We start from the raw sequence: 23,688 nt of genomic DNA, 5'->3' as shown, positions 1-23,688 counted from the left end.
CTTCCCCCAGAGACTGGTTTGATCATAAAGAACTTAGACGTGGGCTTCCTCGCCCAGCTTGCCGGCGCGGAAGTCTTCCACCGCCTGCATCAGCTCGGCCTGCGTGTTCATCACGAAGGGGCCGTATTGCGCGATCGGCTCGTTCAGCGGCTGGCCTGCGATCAGGATGAAGCGGCTGTCTTCCGCCGCCTGCACCGTCACGCCGTCGGCGCCGGCCGTGTTTTCCAGGATCGCCATGCGGCCATTGGCCACCGGCTTGCCGCCGATGTGCACGCCGCCGCGATAGGTGAACACGAAGGCGTTGTGCCCGGCCGGGATCAGCTGGCTGAAGCTGGCGCCCGCCTTCAGTTCCACATCGATATAGATCGGCTCGGTCACTTCGCGCTGCACCGCGCCCGCCACGCCGTGGCTGCTGCCCGCGATCACGCGCACCTGCGCGCCTTCGGTGCTGAACGATGGCACTTGCTCAGCGTTGAAGTCGCGGTACCACGGCGCGCGCATCTTGTCCTTGGCGGGCAGGTTCAGCCACAGCTGGAAGCCTTCCATCCGTCCTTCTTCCTGCTCGGGCATTTCGGAGTGGATCACGCCCCGGCCCGCCGTCATCCATTGCACGCCGCCGTTGGTCAGCAGGCCTTCGTTGCCGGCGCTGTCTTTGTGGCGCATGCGGCCGGTGAGCATATACGTTACCGTCTCGAAGCCGCGGTGCGGGTGCTCGGGGAAGCCGGCGATGTAGTCGTTGGCCGAGTCGCTGCCGAAATTATCCAGCATCAAAAACGGGTCCAGGCGGCGCTGCAATGGCTGCGTCAAGACACGGTTGATCTTCACGCCCGCGCCGTCCATCACGGCCTGGCCGTTGATGATGCGCTCTACGCCGCGCGATTGCTGCACGCTTTCCGATGTTACCAATGTTGCTTGAGTCATTGCCATTCTCCTGTTGTTGGTTGTTCAGCGCCGCCTTGCGGCCTTAGGCCAGTACTGCGTTCACTTGCGCGTCGGCTTCGGCCTGTGCCTTGCTCACTGCGTCCGGACCCATGCCCAGGCCTTCGGAGTAGACGAACTGTACGTCGGTCATGCCCAGGAAGCTCAGGAACATTTTCACGTGCGGCAGCTGGGTGTCGCTAGGCGCATCGCGGTGCAGGCCGCCACGCGACAGCGCGACGTAGACTTTTTTGCCGCTCAGCAGGCCGATCGGGCCGGTTGGGCCGTATTTGAACGTCACGCCGGCGCGGGCAATCGCGTCGAACCACGATTTCAGCTGCACGGTGATGCCGAAGTTGTACATCGGCGCGCCGATCACGATCACATCCGCTGCTTGCACCTGGGCGATCAGGGCGTCGTCCAGCGCCACGCGGGCGGCTTGTTCCGGGGTGCGCTGCTCGGCCGGGGTGAACAGGGCTTGCAGGGTTGGTTCGTCGATCACTGGGTGCGGGTTGGCGGCCAGATCGCGGCGGGCTACCGATGCGCCTGGATTGGCGGCGGTCAGCTTGGCGACGATGGAGTCGCCCAGGCGGGTGGATTCGGAACCGGTGCTGCGGGCGCTGGAGTTGATTTGCAGGATGTTCATGATGTCGTTCCTTCGTGTTGGGTTGTGTGCTGCGATGGATGTACTTTAACAGTCCCAAAACGATAGATTAAGCCGGGTAAATGGGTTTCATTGAACCACTGGTGGAACAATCGCCTCAATGTTCTGCCCAAGTTGCAGTAATTGCTATACTGGCGCCGCTGTCCCCAGTCCGGGCCGTAATCTCTAACTACACAAGCTCTTCATGAACCGTAGCTCCTTGACCATCCTGGTAGTGGAAGACCATCCGACGATTGCGCGCCAGGTGGTGGACTTCCTGGAGGGGCTGAAGTGGCAGGCCGACCACGCCGCCAGCGGTGCGCTGGCCATCCAGCTGGCCACGCGCGAGGCTTATGACGTGGTGCTGCTGGACCTGAATCTTCCCGATATCGACGGCCTGGAGGTCTGCCGTGCGATCAAGGCCGGCGCGCCGCGCAATGTGCCGGTGCTCATGCTGACCGCGCGCGATGCGTTCGAGGACAAGGCGCGCGGCTTCAAGCAGGGCGCGGACGACTATCTGACCAAGCCCTTCGACCTGCGCGAGCTGGCGCTGCGCTGCGAGGCGCTGGCGCGGCGCGGCCAGCTGCACCTGAGCCGCGAACTGCAGCTCGGCGCGTTGACCCTGCAATTGAATGACAAGCGCGTGCTGTGCGAGGGCGCCCCGGTCCCGCTGACGCAGACCGGCTTTGCGATACTGCTGATGCTGTGCACCGCTTATCCGCACGCCGTGTCCCGTTCCGCGCTGGTGCATGACTTGTGGGGCGCCCATCCGCCGGACAGCGACGCGCTCAAGTCGCACATCTACGTGCTGCGCAAGCAGCTGGAGCAGGCGGGCGCGCCGGCGTCGGTAGTCACTATTCCGCAGCTGGGCTACCGTCTGGAACTCGCGCCGGGGCAGCATGTTTAGGTCGATCCGCCATGGCCTGTTTGCCGCGCTGGCCGGATTCACGGTGCTCATTTGCGTCTGCTACACCGGGCTGGCGCTGGTCATCTCCTACGTGACGGAAGACATGCTGGTGGACCGGCTGCTGGAGCGGGAGGCGGCGTCCATGGCTGTGCACTTCCGCCAGCACGGTGACATCCGTCCGCCGGGCCTGGACCTGATCCGCGTCTACCGCAGCGTGGAGGCGCTGCCCCCTCCGGTGCGCGAACAGCTTGCCGCTGGCCGGGAGCGCGCCGAGATCTTCACCGGCACAGGCCAGCACTATCACCTGCGCACGCTCCGCCTGCGTGCGGAACCGGCGCCGCAGGCGGTCTATCTGCTGGCCGATGTGGGGCCGCTGCTGGTGGTGTCGCATCTGTTCCAGGAAGTCGGCTGGCTGCTGGTCCTGCTGGCGCTGGGGCTGATCGCCCTTGCGCTGCTGCTGGCCTACCTGCTGTCCCGGCGCCTGGTCTTGCCCTTGCAGGTGTTGGCGCAGGAAGTGCGCAGCTTGCCGGAGCAAGGGCCGGCCACGTTCAGCGCGCGGCACCGCCGCGACGAAATCGGCTACCTGGCGCAGAAGCTCGGCGCCACCGTCAGCGAGCTGCATGCCTCGCTGCGGCGCGAGCATGCGTTCACGCGCGACGTCAGCCACGAGCTGCGCACGCCGCTCACGGTACTGAATAATACCGTGGCGCAGGCGCAATCGCGCCCCCTGGATGGGCGGGAAGTGGCGCAGCTCCAGGCCGGGCTTGATGAAATGGGCGCCACCATCGACGTGCTGTTTGCCCTGGCGCGCGCCGAGCACATCGCGCGCGAGACGGTGGACCTGCGCGCCTGCATCGAGGATAGCTTGCTGCGCCTGCTGGAACAGGGTGCGTGGGGCGACCTGGCGCTTGATTTGCCGGACCGCCTGCCGGTGCTGGGCAACCGCCATTTGTCCACGCTGCTCATTAATAACTGCCTGGGCAACGCCTTGTTCCATGGCGGGCCGGGCTCGCGGCTGCGGCTGTCGTTCGCGGACGGCGTGCTTGGCGTGGGCAATACGATCGATCCTGGCCGAACGGGCGCCATGCAGGGCTTCATGCACGGCCAGCATCTGCTCCGGCGCATCGCCGAGGCCATGGGATGGGCAATCAGCTTCCATGCCGCTCAGGATGCCTACCGCGTCGACGTTGTGCCGCTGCGCGCCAGCTGAAATCCGCCGGATTTCACCTCGGCTTCACCGCCGCCTTTCTATGCTGCGTACTCGTCAACTTTCCTCGTGTGCGCATAATGAAAATTCTGATCAGCCTTGTCCTCCTCGTTAGCATATCCTGTCCCGCGTTCGCGCAGGTGAAGTCCCTGGTGCACAAGGAGGAGAAGCGCCGCTACCTGGTCTACACGCCTGCCTCGTATGACAGCCAGCCGCAGCGCGCCTTCCCGGTGGTGTTCAACTTCCACGGCAGCGGCATGACCATGGCCGAGCAAATGCTCTACACGCAGATGAACCGCGCGGCGGACCGCCACCAGTTCATCGTGGTCTATCCCTTGGGGATCAAGCAGGACTGGAACGTCGGCTTCGGCATGTCCTACCTTGAAGGCAGCGACGATATCGGCTATACGGAGGCGCTGCTCGCGAAGATCAGGCAGGACTACCGCGTAGACAGCCAGCGCGTGTATGCGGCCGGCCTGTCGCGTGGCGGCTTCTTCGCGCTGCGGATCGCGGCCGAGTTGCCGCAGCTGTTTGCGGCGGTCGCCTCCGTCGGCGCGCCGATGCCGGAGCCGGTGGTGCAGCACAATAGCAAACCGGCAAATCCTGCCAAGGTCGGCGTACTGCTGATACATGGCACGGCGGACCAGGTGGTGGCCTATGGCGGCAAGGCAGGCGGCTATCTGTCGGCGGAGGACAGCTACAGCTATTGGCTGAAGCGGAACGGCATTGCGCCCGTAGCCACAAGCCCCCGCACTGAAGGCAAGGACGTCGCGTGGATGGAGCAGGGGAACGGCGAGCAAAGCGTGGCGCTGGTCACGGTGCGGGAAGGCGGCCATACCTGGCCTGGCGCCGACCCGTTCAATGTCGGCCTGCCCATAGGGAAGACCACGCGCGATATGGACGCCAACGAGGCGATGTGGCAGTTCTTCGCCAAGCACCGCCGCTAGCATGTCATCCGGCCAGGCCCATCATGCGCAGCAGGGCGCGGGTGAGCGGGCTATCGGTTTTGGCGAGTTCCAGCACCACGTCGAAGTGGTTGGCGCCTTCTATTTCCAGGTATTCCGCCGTCAGCCCCCTGGCGCGCCAGGCGTCGGCGTAGCTGCGGCTCTGGCGCCGGAACTCGGCGGTCTCCGCGCCGCCCACGCAGGAGATCAGCGGGCCGCCTTGCTCGGGCAGATGGTGCAGGGGACTGAGGCGGCGCGCCGCCGCTGCGTCCAGCTTCGCCCATTCATTGATATGCGTGGCGGGGATGGGCGCGAGGTCCATCAGCCCGCTGATCGGGCAGGCACCTGCCACGGCATTGGCTGGCAGGCCGTGCGCCGGCTGCCAGCCCGGCGCCAGCAGCATGCCGACCAGGTGGCCGCCGGCCGAACTGCCGCACAGGTAGATCTTCTCCGCGTCGCCGTTGTATTGCGCGATATGGCGGTGCACCCAGGCCAGCGCGCGCCGGTTCTGGTCCACGATGTGGTCCAGCGATACGCCGGGCGCCAGCGAGTAGTTGACCGCCACCACGGTGGCGCCGGCCGCCGTGAAGGTGGCGGCCATGAAGCTGGAGTCGTCCTTGGACAGGGCGCGCCAGTAGCCGCCGTGGATGTAGACCAGCACCGGACTGCCCGGCTTGGGCGCGGGGAAGATGTCCAGCTGTTCGTCCTCGTGCGCGCCGTAGGCCACGCCGCAGTGGCAGGGCAGGTCGGCGCGCATGGCGGCGCTCTGCTCTGCGTAGGCGCGCAGGTAGATGGTGGCGTCCGGTACGGTGGCGCGGGCGTTGTACTGGCGGTCCAGTTCCGCCGCGCTGTAGCCCTGATAGAGCGCGGCGGCGTGCTGCCCCGCGCCGTCCATGATGCTGGCTTTGCTGCGCATGGCGCCTCCTCGCTCTGCGGGTCAGGAAAACGCGGGAATGCCGGTCTGCGCGCGGCCCAGGATGAGGGCGTGCACGTCGTGCGTGCCTTCGTAGGTGTTGACCGCTTCCAGGTTGACCATGTGCCGGATCACGCCGAATTCGTCGGACACGCCGTTCCCGCCCAGCATATCGCGCGCGGTGCGGGCCACGTCCAGCGCCTTGCCGCAGGAGTTACGCTTCATCATGGAGGTGATTTCCACCGCCGCCGTGCCGGCGTCCTTCATGCGGCCCAGCTGCATGCAGCCTTGCAGGGCCAGCGTGATGTCGGTCTGCATATCGGCCAGCTTTTTCTGGATCAGCTGGTTGGCGGCCAGCGGGCGGCCGAACTGCAGGCGGTCCATGGTGTACTGGCGCGCGGTGTGCCAGCAGAATTCGGCCGCGCCCAGCGCACCCCAGGCGATGCCGTAGCGCGCCGAGTTCAGGCAGGTGAAGGGGCCGCGCAAGCCGGAGACTTCGGGCAGCAGGTTTTCTTCGGGGACGAAGACCTCATCCATCACGATCTCGCCGGTAATGGAGGCGCGCAGGCTGACCTTGCCGTGAATGGCGGGCGCGCTCAGGCCTTTCCAGCCTTTTTCGAGGATGAAGCCGCGAATCTGGCCGTCGTCGGTCTTGGCCCAGACCACGAACACGTCGGCGATGGGGCTGTTGGTGATCCACATCTTCGCGCCGGACAGGGAGTAGCCGCCGGGGACGGTCTTGGCGCGCGTGACCATGCTGCCGGGGTCGGAGCCGTGATTGGGTTCGGTCAGGCCGAAGCAGCCTATCCATTCGCCGGTGGCCAGCTTGGGCAGGTATTTCTGCTTTTGAGCCTCGCTGCCGAATTCATTGATGGGCACCATGACCAGCGAGGACTGCACGCTCATCATGGAGCGGTAGCCGGAGTCCACGCGCTCGACTTCGCGCGCGATCAGGCCGTAGCAGACGTAGTTCAGGCCTGCGCCGCCGTATTCCGTGGGGATGGTGGCGCCCAGCAGGCCCAGTTCACCCATTTCGCGGAAGATGGCGGGGTCGGTACGCTCGTGGCGGAACGCTTCCAGCACGCGCGGGGCAAGGCGGTCGTTGCAATAGGCCTGGGCCGCGTCGCGCACCATGCGTTCTTCGTCGGTCAGCTGCGCGGACAGCAGCAAGGGGTCGTCCCACTGGAAGGATGCTTTTGCGTGTGCCATGTGTGTTCTCCTGGTTGTTGGATGGGGCGTTTATTGTTTGGCTGCGGCGCCGCTGGTATGCAGCAGCGACAGGCCGAGTTGGGCGCGGCGCGTCAGCCAGGGGCTGGGGCGGTAGCGCGGGTCGCCGGTCTGGCGCAGCAGATTGTTCAGGATGGCGAATACGCGTCGCGGGCCGAGGTGGTTGCCCCAGGCGAGCGGTCCGCGCGGGTAGCCCAGACCGAGCGTGACGGCGCTGTCCAGGTCGGACGGCGTGCAGATGCCTTGCTGGACGATGTCGCAGCCGATGTTGATGATGGTGGCCAGCACGCGCTGCACGATGAAGCCGGCGCTGTCGCTGATCAGGGTGGCGGGGCGGCCGCCTTGCTCGAACAGGGCGAGCAGGCTGGCGGCCAGCGCGGTGTCTGTGGCGGGGTTGAGCATCAGCGTGGCGTGGGCGGTGCTGAGCGGGTCTATACCGAGCGTGCGGCCTGGGTCGAGGTCCAGCCGCGCTACGCAGGTGCTGACGTCTTCGCCCAGTGGGGCCACCAGGCACAGGGCATTGGCGGAGGGCCGGGGCGCGGCTTCGATGTCGGCGCCGAGGCCGCGCAGCAGCTCCGCCAGGCTGGCGTGGGTTTCGGCGTCGGGTGCGTCCAGCCAGATTGGGCCCGCCCAGGCGGTAGCGGTGGCGCTGGCGGCCTGCGGTTCAGCCTTTCCATCGTCATAGCGGTAGAAGCCGCGCGCGGTCTTCTTGCCCAGCAGGCCGGCGGACAGCCGCTGCGCGGTGATAGGGCTGGGGCGGTAGCGCGGCTCCTGGTAGTACTGGCGGTAGATCGATTCCATTACCGGGTGCGACACATCGAGTCCGGTCAGGTCGAGCAGCTGGAAGGGGCCGAGGCGGAAGCCTGCAGCGCCGCGCAGCACGGCGTCCACTTGAGCGAAATCGGCCACGGTTTCCTGGACGATCTTGAGCGCTTCGGTGAGGTAGCCGCGCCCCGCGTGGTTGACGATAAAGCCCGGGGTGTCGCTGGCCTGCACCGGCGTGTGGCCGATACGGTGAACGAAGGCGGTGAGCGCTTCCGTGGCGCTGGCGTTGGTGAGCGCGCCTGCGATCACTTCCACCACCTTCATCAGCGGCACGGGGTTGAAGAAGTGGCAGCCCGCGATGCGGCCCGGCAGCTGCGCTCCGGCGGCAATGGCGGTCACGGACAGCGATGAGGTATTCGTCGCCAGCACGCAGCCGGGATGGACGATGGCTTCGAGCGCGTCGAATAGCGCGCGCTTGGCTTCCAGCTGTTCGATGATGGCTTCGATAATGATGTCGCAGTCCGCCAGCGCGTGCAGCGAGGCGGCGGCGTGCAGTTTCAGGCCGGCCGCGCCGGCCGCATCCGGCGTGAGCTTGCCCTTGGTCGCCAGCGTGGAGAATTGCTCGCGCACAGTGGCCACGGCTTTATCGGCCGCGCCGTCCTGCACGTCGTACAACAGAACGGTGATGCCGGCCTGCGCCGCCACCTGCGCGATGCCGCGCCCCATGGCGCCCGCACCCGCTACGCCCAGCGTGAGCTTGCTGAGCGTAGCTGTCATGCTGGTTCCGGCACGATGGCGGTGACTTCAATTTCCACCTTGGCCTCGTCCTCGATCAGGCCCGCCACCTGCACCGCCGTCATGGCGGGGAAGTGGCGGCCGAACACGGCGCGGTAGGCCGCGCCGATTTCCTTGTAGGCGGCGACGTATTCCTTTTTGTCGATCACGTACCACGTCATGCGCACAACGTGTTCCGGGCCTGCATTGGCTTCGGCCAGCACGGCGACGATGTTGCGCAGCGCCTGTTCTACCTGGCCCGCGAAGTCGCTGGTGTGGAAACGGCCTTCCGCGTCCCAGCCTATCATGCCGCTGACGCAGACGGTGCGGCCGCTGGCGGCCACGCCGTTGGCGTATCCCTTGGGCTGTACCCAGCCTGGTGGTTGCAGGAATTGCATGGTGTCCCTTTCGTTTTTATGTGCGCAGCATTTCGCGCGCGATGATCAGTTGCTGGACTTCGGAGGCGCCTTCGTAGATGCGCAGCGAGCGGATTTCGCGGTACAGCCTTTCCACCGGATGCTCGCTGACCACGCCCAGGCCGCCGAACATCTGCACCGCCGCGTCGATCACCTGCTGCGCGGTCTCGGTGGCGGTGAGCTTGGCCATGGCGGCTTCCTTGGTCACGTTCCGGCCCTGGTCGCGCTGCCAGGCGGCGCGGTACGTGAGCAGGGCGGCGGCGTCGATGCCGGTTGCCATCTGCGCCAGCTTGGCCTGGGTCAGCTGGAAGTCGGCCAGGGTCTGGCCGAACATCTTGCGCTGCTTGGCGTGCGCCAGCGCTTCGTCCAGCGCGCGGCGGGCAAAGCCCAGCGCGGCGGCGGCGACGGAGGTGCGGAACACGTCCAGCGTGGCCATGGCCACCTTGAAGCCCTGGCCGGCTTCGCCCAGGCGCTGCGCCGCAGGGATGCGGCAGTTGGAGAACTTCAGCCGCGCCAGCGGATGCGGGGCGATCACGTTGATGCGCTCTGCGATCTCGAAGCCCGGCGTGCCCGCTTCCACGATAAAGGCGGAGATGCCGCGTGCGCCCGGCTGCTCGCCGGTGCGGGCGAACACCACGTAGAAGTCGGCGATGCCGCCGTTGGAGATCCAGGTCTTTTCGCCGTTCAGGACGTAGCTGTCGCCATCCTGCACGGCGGCGCACTGCATGGCCGCCACGTCGGAACCGGCTTGCGGTTCGGACAGCGCGAAGGCAGCGATGGCTTCGCCGCGCGCCACGCGGGGCAGATAGGTTTCGCGGTTGGCGTCGCTGCCGAACAGGCTGATGGCGCCCGAGCCCAGCCCCTGCATGGCGAAGGCGAAATCGGCCAGGCCGTTGTGGCGCGCCAGCGTTTCGCGGATCAGGCACAGGGCGCGGGTGTCGATCACGTCCGCGCCGCCGCCGTGGCGGGTGCCGGCGATGGCGTGCGCCAGCCAGCCGGACTGGCCCAGCAGGGCGACCAGCGCGCGGCAGGCCGCGTCCACTTCGTGCCCGTGCTCCTGGGTGATGTGCTGCGTGGCCCAGCTGTCCAGCTCCTGCTCGAGCTGGCGGTGGCGCGGCTCCAGGAAGGGCCAGCTCAGGTAATTTTTATCGGACATGGCGTCTCCTTAATTGCCTTCGAATTCAGGTTTTTGCTTGGCCACGAAAGCGTGGTAGGCGCGGTGGAAGTCGTTGGTGGCCATGCAAATGGCCTGCGCCTGCGCTTCCGCTTCGATGGCTTCGTCCACGCCCATATTCCACTCCTGCTGCAGCATCTTCTTGGTCATGCCGTGCGCGAAGGTGGGACCGCTGGCCAGGCCTTGCGCCAGCGCCTGTGCCGCTTGCAGCAGCGCGGCCGGTTCGTGCAGGCTGTTGAAGAAGCCCCAGCGTTCGCCCTCGGGACCGGCCATGGAGCGGCCGGTGAACAGCAGTTCGGCGGCGCGGCCCTGGCCGATCAATCGCGGCAGCAGGGCGCAGGCGCCCATGTCGCAGCCGGCCAGGCCCACGCGGGTGAACAGGAAGGCGGTCTTGCTGCGCTCCGTGCCCAGGCGCATATCGGAGGCCATGGCCAGGATGGCGCCCGCGCCGGCGCATACGCCGTCGATGGCGGCAATGACCGGCTGCGGGCAGACGCGCACGGCTTTCACCAGGTCGCCAGTCATGCGGGTGAAGGCCAGCAGGCCGGGCATGTCCAGCTTGGTGAGCGGGCCGATGATGTCGTGCACGTCGCCGCCGGAGCAGAAGTTTTCTCCGGCGCCGGTGATGACGACGGCTTTCACGTCCTCCGCGTAGGCCAGCGCGCGGAACAGGTCGCGCAGTTCGGCATAGGATTCGAAGGTGAGCGGGTTCTTGCGTTCGGGGCGGTTCAGCGTCAGCGTGGCGACGCCGGCCTGCACTTCAAACTTGAAGTGGGAGGCCTGGTAGCCTGCCAGCGAAAGGCTGTTGCCGGGCAGCTGGTGCGGGGTTCCGGGAAGGTGGCGCATGGGGTATTCCTTCTTCATTCTTCGTGTTGGGGGCCGTCGCTCAGATGGCCTTTCATGCGCGACAGCAGCGCGATCATGTCGTTCTTTTCCTGCACCGACAGGCCATCCAGCATGTCGGCGATCCAGCCTTCGTGCACCAGCGCCATGCGCTCGAAGGAGCGGCGCCCGGCGGCGGTGAGCTTCACGCTGTAGGCGCGGCGGTCTTTCGGGTCCGGCACGCGCAGCACCAGTTTTTCATGTTCCAGCTGGTCGGTGATGCCGGTGATATTGCCGCCGGTGACCATCATGCGCTTGGACAGTTCGCCCATGCGCAGTCCTTCGGGGTGGCGCTGCAGCTGCGCCATCAAGTCGAAGCGGGGCAGGGTGATGCCGAATTCGTTGCGCAGCCGGGTGCGGATTTCGCTCTCTATCATGGTGGTGCAGGACAGCATGCGCAGCCACAGCTTGAGCGACTGGTGGTGGTCCTGCGTCAGGCGCGACTCCAGGTCGAACACCTGGGAGCCCGGCGCCGGCGCTGGCGCGGGTACGGCCTGCAAGACGGCCTTGGCTGGTAATTTGCGCGTCATTCTTCTGCTCCTTACATGATCTCGCCGCCGGCCACGGCCAGCGATTGGCCGGTCATGGCGCTGGCGCCGGGCTGGCACAGCCAGGCCACGGCGTTGGCTACCTGGTCCGGCTGGACCAGTTGTTTCTGCGGGTTGCCCGCCGCCAGTTCGGCGCGCGCCTGCTCTTCGCTGCGGCCGGTCTTGGCGACGATGTTGGCGACGGCGTCCTTGACGATATCGGTTTCCGTGTAGCCGGGGCAGACCGCATTCACGGTGATGCCCTTGGTGGCCAGTTCCAGCGCCAGCGAACGCGTGAGGCCGATCACGCCGTGCTTGGCGGCGCAGTAGGCGGACACGTAGGCGTAGCCCGTCATGCCTGCGGTGCTGGCGATGTTGACGATGCGGCCCCAGCCCGCCGCCAGCATGCCCGGCAGCGCGGCCTGGATGCAGTGGTAGGTGCCGTCCAGATTCACCGCCATCATCTGGCGCCAGATGTCGTCGCCGGTCTTGGCGAAGGGGGCGGAGGCGGCTTGGCCCGCGTTGTTGACCAGGATGGCGATGGGGCCGTGGCGGCGCGCCGCCTCGGCCAGCGCCGCGTTGACGGATTCGCGGCTGGTGACGTCGACGGTGACGAAGTCGATGGCGCAGCCGCCAGTTTCGGAGGACGGCCCGGCGGTCAGCGCGGACGCCAGCTCGCGCGCCGTCTGTTCCAGCACCGCTGCCGTGCGCCCGGCCAGCGTGACGCGCGCACCTTGCAGCAGCAGGGCATGCGCAATGGCGCTGCCGATGCCGCGTCCGCCGCCGGTGACGAAAGCGTGTTTGCCTTGCAGCGTTCCGCCGGCGGCCGAAGGCACACCCTGGATACCTGGCTTCATGCTCATCCTTCCAGCAACTTGGCTGCGATCTGCTGCGGCGTCATGCCGCTGCTGGCTGCCGCAATCTGGCGCTCGCGCTCCAGGTTGCGCTCCAGCTGCACTTTGCCCGCCGTGTACTGCTGCGGCCATTCCACGTCCAGGTAGCCGATCTTGGCCGCCTCGGTCAGCGTCCATGCCGGGTTGGCCAGGTGCGGGCGCGCCACGGCGCACAGGTCCGCGCGGCCGGCGGCGATGATGCTGTTGGCATGGTCCGCCTCGAAGATGGCGCCCACGGCGATGGTCGGTATCCCCGCCTCGTTGCGCACGCGGTCCGCGAACGGGGTCTGGAACATGCGGCCGTAGATGGGCTTTTCGCGCTTGCTGACCTGGCCGGACGAGCAGTCGATCATGTCCGCGCCGGCCGCTTTGAACAGGCGGGCGATGGCCACCGCGTCGTCCGGCGTGATGCCGCCTTCGACCCAGTCATGCGCGGAAATGCGCACGCTGATCGGCTTGTCTTGCGGCCAGGCGGCGCGCACGGCCTTGAATACTTCCAGCGGATAGCGGCAGCGGTTTTCCAGCGAGCCGCCGTATTCGTCCTGGCGCTGGTTGGTCAGCGGCGAAATGAAGGACGACAGCAGGTAGCCGTGCGCGCAGTGCAGTTCCAGCCAGTCGAAGCCCGCTTCGGCCGCCGCCACGGTGGCGGAGACGAAATCGGCCTTGATGCGTGCCATGTCTTCGGCCGTGGCGGCGCGCGCCGTTTGCGATACGCCGGGCAGGTATTGCTGTTCGGAGGCCGACACCAGCGGCCAGTTGCCGCTTTCCAGCGGCTGGTCTATGCCGTCCCAGGCGCGGCGGGTGGAGCCCTTGGCGCCGGCGTGGCCGATCTGCATGGCGATCTTGGCGCTGGTGTTGTTGTGCACGAAGTCGACGATGCGCTTCCAGGCCGCCGTGTGTTCCGGCTTGTACAGGCCGGGGCAGGCCGGCGTGATGCGCGCGTCGGCGGACACGCAGGTCATTTCGGCGAATACCAGGCCGGCGCCGCCCTGTGCGCGCGCGCCCAGGTGCACCAGGTGGTAGTCGCCCGCCACGCCGTCCACCGCCGAATACTGGGCCATGGGCGAGACCACGATGCGGTTTTTCAGCAGGGTGCCGCGCAGCTTGAACGGCGTGAGCATGGGCGGAATGCTGTGGCGGCCGGCCGCAGGCGGCGGCAGCCCGGCCTGCGCGTGGGCGTGTTCGGCGATCCAGCCTTCGTAGCGCTCCACATAGCCGGCGTCGCGCACGCGCAGGTTCTCGTGCGACAGGCGCTGGCTGCGCGTGAGCATGGAATAGGCAAACTGCTCGGCTTCCATGGCGGTGTAGCGGTCCACGTTTTCGAACCATTCCATGGAGTTGCGCGCGGCGCTCTGGATCTTCAGCACTTCCACTGCGCGCACGCGCTGGTAGGCGTCCAGCACCTGCTCCATGCCTTGCTCTCCATGTTTTTCAAAACAGCGCGCCAGCTCGATCGCATCCTCCAGCGCCAGCTTGGTGCCGGAGCCGATGGAGAAGTGCGCGCTGTGGGCGGCGTCGCCCATCAGCACCACGGGCACGCGCTTGCCGCCCACGGTGTTCCAGTGCACCCAGTTGTTGCAGATGATGCGCGGGAAGGTGATCCACGCCGCCGAACCACGAAGATGAGTGGCGTTGCTGATCAGCGGATTGCCGTCCAGGTGCTTGGCGAACAGGCGCTCGCAGTAGGCGATGGATTCCTGCTGGCTCATCTGGTCCAACCCGGCCTTGCGCCACACTTCCTCAGGCGTTTCGACGATGAAGGTGGAGGTGTCGCCGTCGTACTGGTAGGCGTGGGCCTGGAACCAGCCGTGCTCCGTCTGTTCAAAGGCGAAGGTGAAGGCGGAGAACAGCTTCTTGGTGCCCAGCCAGACGAAGCGGCAGTTGCGCTGCTCGATGTCCGGCTGGTAGCTGGCGGCGTAGCGGGTGCGGATGCGGCTGTTCAGGCCATCGCTGGCAATCACCAGGTCGGCATTGTAGGCGGCCGCGATTTCCTGGTCGTCGGCGACGTCGGTCTCGAACACCAGCTTCACGCCCAGTTCTTCGCAGCGGCTTTGCAGGATGTTGAGCAGGCGCTTGCGGCCTATGCCGCAGAAGCCGTGGCCTCCCGAGGTGACTTTGGCGCCCTTGAAGTGGGTGTCGATGTCGTCCCAGTGGTTGAAGGACTGCAGGATGGTGCGCGCGGTCTGCTCGTCGGCGTTGACCAGGTTGCCCAGGGTTTGGTCCGAGAACACCACGCCCCAGCCAAAGGTGTCGTAGGCGCGGTTGCGCTCGACGACGGTGATCTGGTTGGCTGGGTTCTGCTTTTTCATCAGCAGGCCGAAATACAGTCCGGCGGGGCCGCCGCCTATGCAGGTGATGTTCATGGTGTCTTCCTTATTGCAGCTTGCAGGCGCCGACGTAGGCGTCCTGGTGGGCGTCGAATACCACGCCCAGGGTGCGGTTGGTGATGCGTCCCTGGCCGTCCTTGCCTATCATGCGGGCGTAATATTTCTGGACCGGGAAGTGGTTGCGGTTGAACTTGAAGTCGCCGCGCACGGACTTGAAGCTGGCCGCTTGCAGCGCCTTGCCCACGCCGGCCTTGTCCGCCAGGTTGCCTTTGACGGCGCGCACGGCCGAATCCATCAGCATGGCGGCGTCGTAGCCTTGCGATGCGTAGAGGCTGGGCAGGCGGCCGTAGGTTTTCTCGAAGTCGGCGACGAAGCGCTTGTTCTGTGGATTGTCGATGTCGTGGCCCCACTGCGAGGCGTTGAACATGCCCAGCATGGGCGCGCCCACGGCGCGGATGATGTCCTCGTCGGCCGAGAAGCCGGGGCCGAACAGCTGCAGGTTTTTCGACAGGCCGGCGTCCACGAACTGCTTGATGAAGTTGATGCCCATGCCGCCCGGCAGGAAGATGTAGACCGCGTCCGCCTTCAGCGCGCGCAGCTGCGCCAGTTCGGTGCCGTAGTCCAGCTGGCCCAGCTTGGTGTAGATCTCATCGGCCACCTTGCCTTTGTAATAGCGCTTGAAGCCGGCCAGCGCGTCCTTGCCTGCCGGGTAGTTGGGCGCGATCAGGGCCACGTTCTTGAAGCCGCGTTGCTGCACCTGCTGGCCAACCGCCTCGTGCAGGTTGTCGTTCTGCCAGGCCACGTTGTAGAAATAGGGGTTGCACTGCTCGCCGGCGTATTGCGAAGGGCCGGCATTGGCGCTGACGAAGTAGGTCTTGGAGTTGAACACCGTGGGGCCGACCGCCAGCATCAGGTTGGAGAACACGATGCCGCTCATGAAGTCGACCTTGTCCTTCTTGATCATCTTGTCCACCAACTGCTTGGCCACGTCGGGCGATTGCTGGTCGTCGCCGGTGATCACTTCCACCGGCAGGTTGCCCATCTTGTTGCCCAGGTGGGTGAGCGCGAGCGCGAAGCCGTCGCGGATATCCACGCCCAGGCCTGCGCCGGCGCCGGACAGCGTGGTCACCATGCCGACCTTCACGCTGTCTGCGGCGAGCGCGGGGGCGGCGGCACTGGACAGGGCGGCTACGGCTGCGGCGGCGAGGGCGGTGTGGCGTAGGGTGATGGCGGTGAATTTCACTGGCGGCTCCTGGTTGGGTGGTGGGACGGGTTGTTCACTGGCTTACTTGGCCGGCGCGCTGCGCAGCACATGGCGCTGCAGCTTGCCGCTCTGGGTGCGCGGCAGCGCCGCCAGGAATTCTACGGCGCGCGGGTACTTGTACGGCGCCACGGTTTGTTTTACATGCTCCTGCAGGGCGCGCGCCAGTTCCGCGCTGGCGTCATGGCCTTGGCGCAGCACTACGAAAGCTTTAACGATCTGGCCGCGTTCCTCGTCCGGCCATCCGACCACGGCGCATTCGGCCACGGCCGGATGGCACATCAGCGCGTCCTCCACCTCGGGCGCGGCGATATTATAGCCAGCCGAAATGATCATGTCGTCGGTGCGGGCGTGGTACCAGAAATAGCCATCCTGGTCCATGCGGTAGGCGTCGCCGGTGAGGTTCCAGCCGTTGCGCACATACTGCTCCTGGCGCGCGTCGTCCAGGTAGCGGCAGCCGGTGGGGCCTTTCACGGCCAGCTGGCCCACTTCGCCGGGCGGCAGCGGCTTGCCGTCCGGGCCGAGCACGCAGGCCTGGTAGCCGGGAATGGCCTTGCCGGTGGCGCCGGGCCGCACTTCCTCGCCCGCCGCCGAGATAAAGATGTGCAGCATTTCGGTGGCGCCGATGCCGTCGATGATTTCCAGGCCGGTGCTCTCGCGCCACAGCGTGCGCGTGGCGGTGGGCAGGGCCTCGCCCGCCGACACGGCCTTCTGCAGCGAGGACAGGTCGTAGGCCTGCGCCAGCGGCGCCATCAGGCGGTAGAAGGTGGGGGCGGTGAAGCAGATGGTGGCGCGGAAGTCCTGGATGGCTTTCAGCAGCAGGTCCGGCGTGAGGCGGTCCAGCAGCACGGCGGCGGCGCCCACGCGCAGCGGGAACAGCAGCAGGCCGCCCAGGCCGAAGGTGAAGGCCAGCGGCGGCGTGCCGATAAACACGTCGCTGGCTTTGGTGCGCAGCGTGGAGCGCGGGAAGCAGTCGCAGATGGCCAGCACGTCGCGGTGGAAGTGCATGGTGCCCTTGGGGACGCCGGTGGTGCCGGAGGTGAAGCCGATGATGCAGACGTCGTCGGCGGCGGTGTCGGCGGCCTTGAAGCTGGAGGGCTGCTGCTGCATCAGCGCTTCCAGGCTGTCTGCACCGTCTGAGCCGAAGTAGACGGCGGGGCCTGCCATGGCGGTCTGGCCGCGCGCCAGTTCCATTTCCTCGGAAAGCGCGGCGGCGCACAGCACGGCGTTGACCTTGGCCTTGGTGAGCGCGGTGGAGAGTTCCTTGGCGCGCAGCAGCGGCATGGTGGGCACCAGCACGCAGCCCGCTTTCAGCACGGCCAGCGCGCAGGCCGCCATCATGGGGCTGTTGGCGCCGCGCAGCAGCACGCGGTTGCCCGCTTCCAGGCCCAGAGGGCCGCGCAGCGCGTGGGCGATGCGGTCCACTTTTTCCAGCAGTTCGGCGTAGGTCCACGATTCCTGGTAGCTGTGGATGGCGGGACGCTCGCCGAAGCCCTGTGCCACCATCTCGTCCAGCAGCGCGGCGGCGCAGTTCAGGCGGTCCGGATATTGCAGCTCCGGCAGGGTGGCCGCCATGTCCGGCCATAGCTCGCCGGGCGGCAGATTGTCCCTGGCGAAGGTGTCGGTGTAGCCTGTAGCGATCATTTCTGCTCCGTGTTGACTATGTCTGTGGGGGCGTTCGAACTGCTTGCTTTCCAGATGCTCTGAAATATACTTTAAGCTTAAAATATATAGGCGTCAAGATAAATGTCTCGCCTCAAAAAAACGCGTTGCCCTCCTGCGAAAAAGCTTGGAAAGACGCGGTTTTCGGGTAATATGCTTGAGGCTTAAAGTAATTTTGATGGCGTACTTCGGACAAGGATGGGTATGGATATCGCGCTACTGATCGAGCACGGCCTGAACGGCCTGCAATTCGGCCTGATGCTGTTTTTGCTGGCGGCCGGGCTGACACTGGTGCTGGGCATTATGGACCTGGTGAACCTGGCGCACGGTTCGCTCTATATGGCGGGCGCGTATTTCGCCGCCAGCTTCACCGGGCTGACCGGCTCCTACTGGCTGGGGCTGCTGCTGGCCGTGGGCGCGACGGCGCTGCTGGGCGTGGTGCTGGAGCTCGCCGTGGTGCGCAGGCTGTACCGGCGCGACCACCTGTCGCAGGTGCTGGCCACGTTTGCGCTCATCCTCATCTTCAACCAGGCCGCCCGCATGCTGTGGGGCGCCGCGCCCATTTCGCTGAACGTGCCGGCCGCGCTGGCCACGCCGGTGCAGTTCACGCAGGACTTCAGCTATTCGGCCTACCGCCTGTTCATTATCGGCGCGGGCCTGGCGGTGGCGCTGCTGCTGTACTTCGTGGTGGTGAAGACCCGCATCGGCATGGTGGTGCGGGCCGGCGCGTCCAACCGGGAAATGGCGGTGGTGATGGGCGCCAGCATAGGCCGCGTGTTCACGCTGCTGTTCGCCTTCGGCGCCGCGCTGTGCGGCCTGGCGGGCGCCTTGCTCGGTCCCATACTCACGGTGCAGTCGGGCATGGGGGAGGGCATATTGATACTGGCGTTCGTGGTCATCGTCATCGGCGGCATCGGCTCGATCCGGGGCGCGCTGGCCGGGGCGCTGCTGGTGGGCATGGTGGATACGCTGAGCCGCACCCTGCTGCCCGTGCTTACGCGCTCGCTGGCGCCGGAGGGGCTGATGGCCGACCTGGGCGCGGCGCTGTCATCGATGCTGATCTACATCCTGATGGCCGCCGTGCTGTTCTTTAAACCCGAGGGCTTGTTCCCCGCACGCGGCTAGGAGCCCACCATGCACAGCAATCTGCACCACCAACTCCCGCTGCCGCGCACCCTGGCGCTGCTGGCGGTTTTCCTGGCCTTTCCGCTGGGCGCCCAGGCTTTGGGCCAGGAGTTCTATGTGAGCATGGCCTGCCGCCTGATGATTTTCGCGCTGGCGGCCAGCAGCCTCAATCTCATTCTCGGCTTCGGCGGCATGGTCAGCCTGGGCCACGCGGCCTATTTCGGCGCCGGGGCATACGCGGTCGGCATCCTGATGCAGCACGGCGTGGCGTCGGCCTGGATTGCCTGGCCGCTGGCCATGCTGGTGGGCGGGCTGTTGGCGCTGGCGATAGGCGCGCTGTGCCTGCGCACGCGCGGCATCTACTTCATCATGATCACGCTGGCTTTCGCGCAGATGGTGTACTACCTGTTCATCTCCCTGCGCAGCTACGGCGGCGAGGACGGCTTGAACCTCATGTCGCGCTCCTCGCTCGGCCTGCCGGGCGTGGACCTGTCGGGCGACACGGCCTTTTATTACGTGGTGCTGGCTTTGCTGGCGGCCTGCTTGCTGCTGCTGCACCGTTTGGTCAATTCCCGCTTCGGCCGCGTGCTGCAGGCGGTGCGCGAGAATGAGACGCGCATGGCCGCCATCGGCTACCCGGTGTTCCGCTACAAGCTGACCTGCTTCGCCATCGCCGGTGCGCTCGCCGGGCTGGCGGGTGCGCTGATCGCCAACCAGAACATGCTGGTGAGCCCCAGCCTGGTGCACTGGACCCAGTCCGGCAGCCTGATGGTGATGGTGATCCTGGGCGGCGCGGGCTATTTCTGGGGCGGCGCGCTGGGCGCTTTCGCCTTGCTGTTGCTGGAGGAAGTTCTGTCCGGCTATACCGAGCACTGGCAGCTGCCTTTGGGCGTGCTGCTGCTGATCGTGGTGCTGGTGCTGCCGAAGGGGATGGCCAGCCTGGCGGACCGTTTCACTACCAAGGGAGCCGGAAAATGAGCGCGCTGCTGGAACTGCAAGGACTGGTCAAGCGCTACGGCGGCCTGACCGCGACGGACAACCTCAACCTGACCGTGAACGCGGGCGAGATCCACGCCATCATCGGTCCCAACGGCGCGGGAAAAACCACGCTGATCCACCAGATTTCCGGCGCGCTGGCGTCGGATAGCGGCCGCATCGTCTTCGCCGGGACGGACGTCACGCGTGTGCCCATGCACTTGCGGGTGCAGGCCGGGCTGGCGCGCTCCTACCAGATCACCAATATCTTTCCGCGCTTTTCGGTGCTGGACAACCTGGCGCTGGCGGTGCAGGCGCGCAGCGGTTCCAGCATGCGTTTCTGGCGTCCTGCGGTAAGCGAGCGCGCGATGTTCGAGGAGGCGCGCGCGCTGGCGGACCGGGTGGGGTTGGGAGGGCAAGTGGATGGTTTGGCGGGCAATCTCGCACACGGCGCGCAGCGGCAGCTGGAGCTGGGCCTGGCGCTCGCCACGCGTCCGCGCCTGCTGCTGCTGGACGAGCCGATGGCCGGCATGGGCCACGAGGAATCGGTGGAGATGATACCGCTGATCGAAAGCCTGCGGCCGGAGATCGCGGTGCTGATCATCGAGCATGATATGGACGCCGTGTTCCGTATGGCGGACCGGATTTCGGTGCTGGTGTCCGGGCGCATTATCGCCACCGGCACGCCGGACCAGATCCGGTGCAATCTCGAGGTGAAGAAGGCCTATCTGGGCGACGAACTGGAAGACGAGGTGGCGGCATGAGCGCGATACTGAAGGTGCAGGACATTACGGCGGCCTATGGCAGCAGCCAGGTGCTGTTCGGCGTGACGTTCGAGATCAAGCGCGGCGACATCGCCACGCTGCTGGGCCGCAACGGCATGGGTAAGAGCACCACCATACGTTCGATTCTTGGGCTGAACCGCATCGGCAGCGGCAGCATCACCTTCAACGGCCAGCGCATCGACGCCATGGCCACGGACCGCATCGCCCGCGCCGGCGTGGCGATCGTGCCGGAAGGGCGGCAGATTTTTCCCAACCTGACGGTGGAGGAGAACCTGGTGGCTTTTTCGGCCAACCGGTCGAAGGCGGCTGAGCCGTGGACGCTGGCGCGCATTTACGAGCTGTTTCCGCGCTTGCGGGAGCGCTCGCGCAATATGGGCAAGCAGCTGTCCGGCGGCGAGCAGCAGATGCTGGCCATAGGCCGCGCGCTGATGACCAATCCGCATTTGCTGATTTTGGACGAGGCCACGGAAGGGCTGGCGCCGTTGATACGCGAGGAGATCTGGCATTGCCTGGAACGCCTGCGCAGCGTGGGGCAGACCACGCTGGTGATCGATAAATACGTGGAGCGGCTCACGCGCTTTGCGGACCAGCATACGATTATCGAGCGCGGCAAAGTGGTGTGGTCGGGCGATTCGCCCACGCTGCGGGCGGCGCCGGATGTTTGGCACCGCTACGTGGGGGTGTGAGGCTGGTGGCGGAGCTGGCGGGTTACGCGCGTAGCGCTAACCCGCCCTACGCAATAACCAATCCAGGTGACGAATCGTAGGGCGGGTTAGCACGGAGTGCGTAACCCGCCAAGCTCCGCCACGCAGCGTTCCAGCGCGTGGCGCAGGTCGCCGGGAATGGGAATCGACTTATTGGTATCGAGCGAGGTGGTCACCAGCACTTGGTTCGACAGCACGCGCAACTGCCCCTGCGCGCTGGCGCGCAGCTGCAGCGCTATGGAACTGTTGCCGATTTTCGTCACGCCCAGGGACAGCGTCAGCCGCTCCCCCATCTTGCTCGGCGCCTTGAACTCGCAGTCGAGCTTCACCATCGGCAGCCCGCAGCGGCGCTCGCCGATGAAATGGGCATAGCCTATGCCCAGCCCCTCGTTGAACCAGTCCTCCACATGCCCGTTGAACAGCACCAGGTATTGCGGGAAGTAGACGATGCCGGCCGGGTCGCAATGCGCAAACCGGACCAGCACTTCGCGTTCGAAAGAGTAGTCCGGTTTGGCATCCATCGCTTAGGCCTTAGAAGTTGTGGCGCAGGCCGGCGTTGACGGCGCGGTTGCCCGAGCCGACTTCGGTGGCGTTGCCCACGGTGTAGAAGCCGGTGGCGCCCTTGGCCGCGTCGTTGTCGATACGGGCGTAGGCCAGGTAGACATCGGTGCGGCGCGACAGGTAGTAGCTGTAGCCCACGCCCCACTGGTCGGCGCCGCGCCTTGTGCCGGCGCGGTCCTTCTTGTTGATGATGGAAGCGCGGAAGGTGTGCAGGCCGTATGGCACCGTCACACCCAGCAGCAGGTCGCGCGAGTCGGCCTGGCTGTTCGGGTTGATGGTGTTGTTGATGTTGACCGTGCCCCGGTTGGACGCATACGCCAGCGCGGCCTTGGCCACGCCGAAGTCGTAGGTGGCGCCCAGCATGGTGGTGCGGCCCTTGGTCAGCGCGGCGGTGCCGACCGGGATGCTGTTGATGTTGGCGTAGCCGGCCTTGATGCTGAGCGGGCCGTTGGCATAGCCGAAGTTCGCGCCCAGGTTGCGTCCCGCATCGCTATTGCCCGCCACCTCGCCCAGGCCGTAAGCCACTTCGCCGGAGAAGCCGTTGGTGTCCGGCATGGCGTACTTCACGGTGTTGTTCATGCGGATGCCGGCGTTCGACATCAGGTTGGCGGCGGAGCCTGCGGTGCTGAGGGACTGGAAGGGGTCGATGAAGGTCATGGCCATGAACAGCGGCGTGTACTGGCGGCCCAGGGTGACCGTGCCGGACTTGGTCTGCAAGCCGACCAGCGCCTGGCGGCCGAATAGCACGCCGCCCTGGCCGCTCACGCCGGTGTCCAGGCCCAGGCCCATTTCCAGCGCGAAGATGCCTTTCATGCCGTCGCCCAGGTCCTCGCTGCCACGGAAGCCAAGGCGGGAGCCGCCTTCCACGCCGCCCGTCAGCTTGGTGATGTTGCCGGCGACGCCGCCCGATTCACGCACTATGCCGGCATCGACCGCGCCGTAGATCACGACGGCGCTTTGCGCTGCGGCCAGGCCGGATAGGGAGGTCAGGGCGATGGCGATCAAGGTTTTTTTCATCTTCTTTTTCCTAATTGGTTGAAAGGGGACGGCCTGAATATACTTTAAGCTTAAACATATTAAGTGTAAATCAATTTATCGGCGGCGTTGTTTTCCAGCCAGCGCCTGTTGTGGTAAGGTGCGCTGGCATACACAGCATGGAATTCATATGGCGGATATCGACCCTGGCGACTTGCTCCTGTTCGCCCGGATAGTGGAGTGCGGCAGTTTCAGCGCGGCGGCGGAGCGGGTGGGGCAGCCCAAGTCCACGGTGTCGCGCCGCCTGTCGCTGCTTGAGGCGCAGCTGGGCGAACGCCTGCTGCAAAGGACCACGCGGCGCCTGGTGCTGACCGAGTTCGGCGCCAGCCTGCTGGAGCACGCGCGCAAGGTGACGGAGGAAGTGGAGGCGGCCGGCGCGCTGGCGCAGCACCGCCAGCAGGCGCCCAGCGGCCTGCTGCGCGTGTCCATGCCGGGCGACTTCGCCAATCACACCATGGGGGCGCTGATGGCGCGCTTTATGGAAAAGTATCCGGCCATCTCGCTGGAGATCGACTTGTCGCCGCGCCGGGTGGACCTGGTGGCCGAGGGCTTCGACCTGGCCATCCGCATGGGCAACCTGCCGGACGATTCGACGCTGGCGGCGCGCGCGGTGGCCATCAGCAAGCTGGCGCTGTACGCGTCGCCCGGCTACACCACCTTGCGCGGCCTGCCCGAGCAGCCGGACGACTTGTACAAGCACGACCTTCTGAGCCTGCCGCCCAAGGCGAACGGCATGATACGGTGGAAGCTATTGCGCGGCAAAACGGAATGGGAGCGCGAGCTACCCGCGCGCATGATCGCCAACTCGCCCGAGCTGCTGGTGCGCATGGCCTGCACCGGCATCGGCATCGCGGCCAGCACGGAGCTGTTCGCGCAGAGTTTTCTGGAAAGCGGCCAGCTGGTGCGCGTGCTGCCCGAGTGGAGCTTCCCCACGGTGACCGGCTGGGCCGTGTTCCCGGGCCGCCGCCTCATGCCGGCCAAGACGCGGGTGTTCCTGGACATGCTGGAATCGCTGGGCAGCCCGGTAGGCGCAACGCGCGCGCCTTTGCCATGATTTTATGTA

The 23,688-nt window shown here is 66.3% G+C and carries 23 protein-coding genes; 8 read left to right on the top strand and 15 right to left on the bottom strand.

Annotated features, from left to right (window positions below):
• Positions 1 to 33 precede the first annotated feature (33 nt).
• Positions 34 to 921, bottom strand: coding sequence for a pirin family protein (locus GTP77_RS22040; protein ID WP_223149382.1), 888 nt, complete (start codon positions 919 to 921; stop codon positions 34 to 36).
• 43 nt (positions 922 to 964) lie between these two features.
• Entirely contained in the window at positions 965 to 1,564 is a 600-nt protein-coding gene (locus GTP77_RS22035; RefSeq protein ID WP_161074297.1) for an FMN-dependent NADH-azoreductase, read from the bottom strand.
• Positions 1,565 to 1,766: 202 nt separating this feature from the next.
• On the opposite strand from GTP77_RS22035, the gene GTP77_RS22030 reads away from it, so the two are divergent.
• The 3 genes from GTP77_RS22030 (at position 1,767) to GTP77_RS22020 (ending at position 4,622) form a co-directional block, all read left to right on the top strand.
• The gene (locus tag GTP77_RS22030; protein WP_161074296.1) at positions 1,767 to 2,468 is read left to right on the top strand and encodes a response regulator transcription factor; all 702 of its coding nucleotides are present in this window, start codon (positions 1,767 to 1,769) and stop codon (positions 2,466 to 2,468) included.
• Positions 2,461 to 3,678 (top strand): sensor histidine kinase, encoded by a 1,218-nt coding sequence (locus GTP77_RS22025; protein WP_161074295.1) that lies wholly within the window; start codon positions 2,461 to 2,463, stop codon positions 3,676 to 3,678. Before GTP77_RS22030 ends, GTP77_RS22025 begins: the two co-directional genes overlap by 8 nt.
• Before the next feature lie 77 nt (positions 3,679 to 3,755).
• Positions 3,756 to 4,622, top strand: coding sequence for an extracellular catalytic domain type 1 short-chain-length polyhydroxyalkanoate depolymerase (locus tag GTP77_RS22020; RefSeq protein WP_161074294.1), 867 nt, complete (start codon positions 3,756 to 3,758; stop codon positions 4,620 to 4,622).
• A gap of 4 nt (positions 4,623 to 4,626) precedes the next feature.
• Here GTP77_RS22020 and GTP77_RS22015 read toward each other — a convergent pair whose 3' ends face one another.
• From GTP77_RS22015 to GTP77_RS21965, 11 genes are read right to left on the bottom strand one after another with little or no spacing between them, the layout of a single operon-like run.
• Positions 4,627 to 5,535 (bottom strand): alpha/beta hydrolase, encoded by a 909-nt coding sequence (locus GTP77_RS22015; protein ID WP_228896248.1) that lies wholly within the window; start codon positions 5,533 to 5,535, stop codon positions 4,627 to 4,629.
• Between the two features lie 21 nt (positions 5,536 to 5,556).
• Positions 5,557 to 6,741 (bottom strand): acyl-CoA dehydrogenase, encoded by a 1,185-nt coding sequence (locus GTP77_RS22010; protein WP_161074293.1) that lies wholly within the window; start codon positions 6,739 to 6,741, stop codon positions 5,557 to 5,559.
• A gap of 30 nt (positions 6,742 to 6,771) precedes the next feature.
• Positions 6,772 to 8,301: a 3-hydroxyacyl-CoA dehydrogenase gene (locus tag GTP77_RS22005; RefSeq protein ID WP_161074292.1), complete on the bottom strand. Its 1,530-nt coding sequence runs from the start codon at positions 8,299 to 8,301 to the stop codon at positions 6,772 to 6,774.
• Positions 8,298 to 8,696, bottom strand: coding sequence for a RidA family protein (locus tag GTP77_RS22000; protein ID WP_161074291.1), 399 nt, complete (start codon positions 8,694 to 8,696; stop codon positions 8,298 to 8,300). Before GTP77_RS22000 ends, GTP77_RS22005 begins: the two co-directional genes overlap by 4 nt.
• Positions 8,697 to 8,712: 16 nt before the next feature.
• The gene (locus tag GTP77_RS21995) at positions 8,713 to 9,870 is read right to left on the bottom strand and encodes an acyl-CoA dehydrogenase family protein (protein ID WP_161074290.1); all 1,158 of its coding nucleotides are present in this window, start codon (positions 9,868 to 9,870) and stop codon (positions 8,713 to 8,715) included.
• 9 nt (positions 9,871 to 9,879) lie between these two features.
• On the bottom strand, positions 9,880 to 10,734 hold the full coding sequence (locus tag GTP77_RS21990) for an enoyl-CoA hydratase family protein (RefSeq protein ID WP_161074289.1): 855 nt from the start codon (positions 10,732 to 10,734) through the stop codon (positions 9,880 to 9,882).
• A gap of 14 nt (positions 10,735 to 10,748) precedes the next feature.
• Positions 10,749 to 11,300, bottom strand: coding sequence for a MarR family winged helix-turn-helix transcriptional regulator (locus tag GTP77_RS21985; RefSeq protein ID WP_161074288.1), 552 nt, complete (start codon positions 11,298 to 11,300; stop codon positions 10,749 to 10,751).
• An 11-nt stretch (positions 11,301 to 11,311) separates the two neighbouring features.
• Positions 11,312 to 12,154, bottom strand: a complete 843-nt coding sequence (locus GTP77_RS21980) for an SDR family NAD(P)-dependent oxidoreductase (RefSeq protein WP_161074287.1) — start codon at positions 12,152 to 12,154, stop codon at positions 11,312 to 11,314.
• A gap of 2 nt (positions 12,155 to 12,156) precedes the next feature.
• On the bottom strand, positions 12,157 to 14,553 hold the full coding sequence (locus tag GTP77_RS21975; protein WP_161074286.1) for a bifunctional salicylyl-CoA 5-hydroxylase/oxidoreductase: 2,397 nt from the start codon (positions 14,551 to 14,553) through the stop codon (positions 12,157 to 12,159).
• Positions 14,554 to 14,563: 10 nt separating this feature from the next.
• On the bottom strand, positions 14,564 to 15,760 hold the full coding sequence (locus GTP77_RS21970; protein WP_228896252.1) for an ABC transporter substrate-binding protein: 1,197 nt from the start codon (positions 15,758 to 15,760) through the stop codon (positions 14,564 to 14,566).
• Between the two features lie 42 nt (positions 15,761 to 15,802).
• The gene (locus tag GTP77_RS21965; protein ID WP_161074285.1) at positions 15,803 to 17,422 is read right to left on the bottom strand and encodes an AMP-binding protein; all 1,620 of its coding nucleotides are present in this window, start codon (positions 17,420 to 17,422) and stop codon (positions 15,803 to 15,805) included.
• A 222-nt stretch (positions 17,423 to 17,644) separates the two neighbouring features.
• On the opposite strand from GTP77_RS21965, the gene GTP77_RS21960 reads away from it, so the two are divergent.
• From GTP77_RS21960 to GTP77_RS21945, 4 genes are read left to right on the top strand one after another with little or no spacing between them, the layout of a single operon-like run.
• On the top strand, positions 17,645 to 18,565 hold the full coding sequence (locus GTP77_RS21960) for a branched-chain amino acid ABC transporter permease (protein WP_161074284.1): 921 nt from the start codon (positions 17,645 to 17,647) through the stop codon (positions 18,563 to 18,565).
• Positions 18,566 to 18,574: 9 nt separating this feature from the next.
• Positions 18,575 to 19,543, top strand: coding sequence for a branched-chain amino acid ABC transporter permease (locus GTP77_RS21955; protein WP_161074283.1), 969 nt, complete (start codon positions 18,575 to 18,577; stop codon positions 19,541 to 19,543).
• The gene (locus GTP77_RS21950; protein WP_161074282.1) at positions 19,540 to 20,304 is read left to right on the top strand and encodes an ABC transporter ATP-binding protein; all 765 of its coding nucleotides are present in this window, start codon (positions 19,540 to 19,542) and stop codon (positions 20,302 to 20,304) included. The genes GTP77_RS21955 and GTP77_RS21950 overlap by 4 nt, the downstream gene beginning before the upstream one ends.
• Entirely contained in the window at positions 20,301 to 21,011 is a 711-nt protein-coding gene (locus GTP77_RS21945) for an ABC transporter ATP-binding protein (protein WP_161074281.1), read from the top strand. Before GTP77_RS21950 ends, GTP77_RS21945 begins: the two co-directional genes overlap by 4 nt.
• An 86-nt stretch (positions 21,012 to 21,097) precedes the next feature.
• Here the strand turns inward: GTP77_RS21945 and GTP77_RS21940 are convergent, their stop codons facing one another.
• Positions 21,098 to 21,550, bottom strand: coding sequence for an acyl-CoA thioesterase (locus GTP77_RS21940; RefSeq protein WP_161074280.1), 453 nt, complete (start codon positions 21,548 to 21,550; stop codon positions 21,098 to 21,100).
• A 10-nt stretch (positions 21,551 to 21,560) separates the two neighbouring features.
• Entirely contained in the window at positions 21,561 to 22,607 is a 1,047-nt protein-coding gene (locus tag GTP77_RS21935) for a porin (RefSeq protein WP_161074279.1), read from the bottom strand.
• 148 nt (positions 22,608 to 22,755) lie between these two features.
• Between GTP77_RS21935 and GTP77_RS21930 the strand changes: the two genes are divergently transcribed.
• The gene (locus tag GTP77_RS21930) at positions 22,756 to 23,679 is read left to right on the top strand and encodes a LysR family transcriptional regulator (protein ID WP_161074278.1); all 924 of its coding nucleotides are present in this window, start codon (positions 22,756 to 22,758) and stop codon (positions 23,677 to 23,679) included.
• Positions 23,680 to 23,688: the final 9 nt, after the last annotated feature.

It is taken from the genome of Pseudoduganella aquatica (assembly GCF_009857595.1).
Lineage (GTDB): Bacteria > Pseudomonadota > Gammaproteobacteria > Burkholderiales > Burkholderiaceae_D > Rugamonas > Rugamonas aquatica_A.
The sequence above is the reverse complement of the archived record's forward strand: the minus strand, read 5'-3'. Positions and strand labels throughout refer to the sequence as shown.